We start from the raw sequence: 3,652 nt of genomic DNA on the forward strand, positions 1-3,652 counted from the left end.
AGATCGCCAAAGACAGCTACCTGTCCGTAGGTCCGTCCCATCCGGAATCCATGCAACTGATCGATTTGACGGGCAGCAAAATGAAGGTGATCCAAACGGCCCCGGTCGATCCCGAACCTCACTATGCACAGATCATCAAGGCTGACAAGATCAAGACCATTGAAGTTCTGCCGAAGGATGAGAAGCGTCCGAACTCCGTATGGAAGCAGGAAGATGCCCGGATTGAACGGAAGGGCAATGAGGTTCACGTATACGGAATCGCCATGCGCTCCAAGTTTATATTCGATGGCAAAGCAGAGCGCAAGGATGTTGTAACTGTCAAGCAAGGGGATAAGGTCATTTTCCATCTGACCAACATTGACCTCGACGAGGACATCACTCACGGTTTTGCAGTCAACGCTTACAACCAGAATATGGAAATTCAGCCAGGCGAAACCAAAACTATGGAATTTGTGGCTGACAAAGCGGGAACGTACCCGATTTACTGTACCAACTTCTGTTCGGCGCTTCACCAGGAAATGAGCGGATATCTGTTGGTTGAACCCAAGTGACAGGAATTTCAGAAAGGGAAAAGGGTATCGCCAGATACCCTTTTCCATATAAGGAGATGGGGAACGTGGCCAATAGACTATCAGGTATCTCCTCCACTGCCTTGTTGCTGGCAGCCGTACTGTTGGCTGGATCGATTTTCCTTCCGTGGTGGGGGATGTCGTTTTATGCCCCTCAATATCCTGAGGGCCTGACCGTCCTGGTTTACCCCGACAAATTGGAAGGCAAAGTGGATATTATAAACGGGCTGAACCATTACATCGGGATGAAGCAGTTTAGCGAAGATTCATTTCCGGAATTCCGTTATTTGCCTTACCTGATTGGTCTGATGGCTCTACTCACCGCAGCGGTCGGGGTGGCCAGACAGAGGAGATTGCTTTACGGGCTGATCGGTTTGTTTGTGATTGGCGGACTGTTGGGGATTTATGACATTCACCGCTGGTTGGTGGATTTCGGTACGAATCTGGATCCGAAGGCGCCGATCAAGATCGCCCCGTTTGTTCCGCCCGTGGTTGGCAAGAACCAACTGGCCAATTTTACAACCAACAGTTTTTTCGGCAAGGGGGCCTATCTGGCGGGAATTGCATTCCTGCTGATGCTGGTACCTTTATGGAGGGATCGCAAACAATGAGAAAGACAGCGGCTTTGATGGCTTTTGTATGCGTATGGTTTCTGGCTTTATCCAGGGTGATGGCGGAGAGTTCTTTGCAATCTCAAGTGGATCAAACTCCGGAAAACGGGGTATTGGAGCTTTCCGGCCAGACTTACACCGGCAATATTGTCATCACAAAGCCGCTTGTCGTCAAAGGTTCGGAAGGTACGGTCGTCCGGGGGGATGGAACCGGCAATGTCATCACCATCAAAGCCCCCGGTGTCCGCCTTGAGAATCTCAGGATTGAACATGGCGGTTTCAGCCGGAACTCGGAAGAGGAGTATGCGGCCGTTAAAGTGCTGAGTGACCGCAATCTGCTGAAAAATCTGGTCATATCCGATTCGTTTCACGGGATTTATCTTTATTACGCCAACGAGAACACGATTGAAAACGTGGACGTTACGGGCATGAGCGGAAATGAAATTGCGGGCCAGGGAAACGGAATTCAATTCATCCACTCCCATGGCAACAAACTGACACACAGCCGGATTCGCGGCAGCCGGGACGGAATCTATTTCTATTATTCCGACCGGAACCGTGTGGAAGCAAATACGATCAGCCAAACCCGTTACGGACTTCATTACATGTATTCCAACGACAATGCTTTCTCGGATAACCGCTTCACCAAAAATACCGGCGGGGCGGCCATCATGGTCTCCCGGCGGATCCGGCTCCACCGCAATGAATTTTCGTTCCATCAGGGCCCCCAGGCATTTGGCATTCTGCTGCAGGAAAGCAAGGATGTGGAAATGCGCGAAAACCGATTTTTCCAAAACTTGCGCGGTCTTTATCTTGAGAATTCCCAGGGCAGCCGCATCCACAACAATCATTTCGTCCACAACCGGGTAGGTGTGGAACTCTGGGCAAGTGCCAGCCAACAGGTATTCAGCCAAAACCGGTTTTATAAGAATACCGCTCCGGTAATTGCCGTAGGGGGGCAAAGCACTGCCAGTTGGAGTGAGAATGGCAAAGGAAACGATTGGGGAAAGGATATCCCCGTCCTCGACCTGGATCGGGACGGAATCGGAGACCACCCCGTTTCATATAAATCCTCCCTGTACAAGTTGGTGCAGGAGAATGAGTTGGCCTATCTTTTTCTGAAGAGTCCGGCCATCACCGTCTATGAAAAAATGGGCCAGGTGCTGAACAGGCAGGAAGTGATGTTTGAAGATCCGCATCCACTGCCGGGAAGGAAGCCGGAAGCACCCGCTCTCTGGCTGGGAGGGGCTGTATTTGTAATCGCAACGATCCTGTGGATTGGAAGGAGGGGGAAAGCATGACATACGTCTGGAAAGAATGGAAAGAACAGTCCCGCGGCATCGGTATGTGGTTGTCCCTTGGCATGGTCATGCTTGCATCTGTCTTTACCCTGCTGCAATCACGCACCCTGCCGGCTGAACAGGGATTTGAGGCCTATCTGCTCTCTCTGTACGATCTAAACCTGTTTCTGATTCCGCTGTTGAGTTTGTTTCTGGCATCCTTCTCTCTGCTGCAGGAGAAAGAGCAAAAAACAATCCTGATCCTTCTTACCAAGAAAGAATCGTACCGGAGTTTTCTTTGGAAGAAAGCCATGGCGGTCCAGTTCATAACCCTGGCCGTTTTTGCGGCGAGTTTTGTCCTGCTGGCTGTTCCTGCCAAGTTTGTGCTTGCATTTGACGGAAAGGGATTTCTTGCTTACCTGATTGCCACATTTTCGCTGCTTCTGATTTTTAACCAGATTGGTATGCTTCTTGGCAGTGTATGCACATCCCGCTTGCAGTTGGTCGGTGCCAATCTGTTCGCCTGGTTTCTGTTCCTGTTTCTGACTGACCTGGCGTTCCTGTATTGGCTGCCTGGCGTAACCCGGGAATCCATCAGGCTGCTTTCCGTTTTGTATTTTCTTATTCCCATGCATACCATCCGTTTGTACCTGGAATCGTCACTTGGTCTGTTTCCGCTGGACCAATTGTCCGGATTGATGCAGAAGATGATCTGGCTGTCGCCTTTGCAGTTTTTGCTGATCAATTTGGTGCTGTGGACGGCTTTGCCCTTTGAGTTGGCCGTCAGGTTTCACCGGAAGGGGGAAAAAGCATGATAGAAATCAGGGGATTAACCCATTCTTATGGCAGGAAGACGGTGTTGTCGAATGTCAATCTGGTGATTGAACCCCGGGAAAAATGTGCCCTGGTCGGACGAAACGGCGCCGGCAAGTCCACATTGATCCATTCCATGCTGGGGATCCTTCCCGTTCAACAGGGGGAGGTTCTTCTGCGGGGCATCCCCAATACGAAAGAAGAATGGAAGCAATATGTTTCCTATCTGCCGGAGAAGTTCTCCCTCTATGCCCAAATGTCCGGACTGGAAAATATGGAATTCTTCGCAGAACTCGCAGGTGTTCCGGCAAATTCCTTCAGGATTGAGCAATGCCTGCGCAGAGTGCAGCTTTGGGAGGACCGGAACGAGAAGGTCAGA

5 protein-coding genes are annotated in these 3,652 nt (G+C 50.6%); all 5 read left to right on the forward strand.

The features are described 5' to 3' along the window. On the forward strand, window positions 1-551 hold a 551-nt coding region (locus EFBL_RS21445), incomplete at its 5' end, for a cupredoxin domain-containing protein (protein ID WP_231705836.1). A 56-nt stretch (window positions 552-607) separates the two neighbouring features. After that, window positions 608-1,180 (forward strand): hypothetical protein, encoded by a 573-nt coding sequence (locus tag EFBL_RS16215; protein ID WP_096183262.1) that lies wholly within the window; start codon window positions 608-610, stop codon window positions 1,178-1,180. After that, window positions 1,177-2,481, forward strand: coding sequence for a nitrous oxide reductase family maturation protein NosD (nosD, locus tag EFBL_RS16220; RefSeq protein ID WP_165912470.1), 1,305 nt, complete (start codon window positions 1,177-1,179; stop codon window positions 2,479-2,481). The genes EFBL_RS16215 and nosD overlap by 4 nt, the downstream gene beginning before the upstream one ends. Further along, window positions 2,478-3,275 (forward strand): ABC transporter permease subunit, encoded by a 798-nt coding sequence (locus tag EFBL_RS16225; protein WP_096183144.1) that lies wholly within the window; start codon window positions 2,478-2,480, stop codon window positions 3,273-3,275. The genes nosD and EFBL_RS16225 overlap by 4 nt, the downstream gene beginning before the upstream one ends. Beyond that, window positions 3,272-3,652: ATP-binding cassette domain-containing protein (locus EFBL_RS21450; RefSeq protein WP_231705837.1), on the forward strand; the 381-nt coding region annotated here is incomplete at its 3' end. The genes EFBL_RS16225 and EFBL_RS21450, both read left to right, overlap by 4 nt.

Origin of the sequence: Effusibacillus lacus (assembly GCF_002335525.1) — a bacterium.
Taxonomy (GTDB): Bacteria; Bacillota; Bacilli; order Tumebacillales; family Effusibacillaceae; genus Effusibacillus; species Effusibacillus lacus.

What these genes read in the sequence shown, in the direction of transcription:
- EFBL_RS16215 (WP_096183262.1), top strand. Translation starts at nt 608, where the DNA reads ATGGGGAACGTGGCCAATAGACTATCAGGTATCTCCTCCACTGCCTTG.
- nosD (WP_165912470.1), top strand. Translation starts at nt 1,177, where the DNA reads ATGAGAAAGACAGCGGCTTTGATGGCTTTTGTATGCGTATGGTTTCTG.
- EFBL_RS16225 (WP_096183144.1), top strand. Translation starts at nt 2,478, where the DNA reads ATGACATACGTCTGGAAAGAATGGAAAGAACAGTCCCGCGGCATCGGT.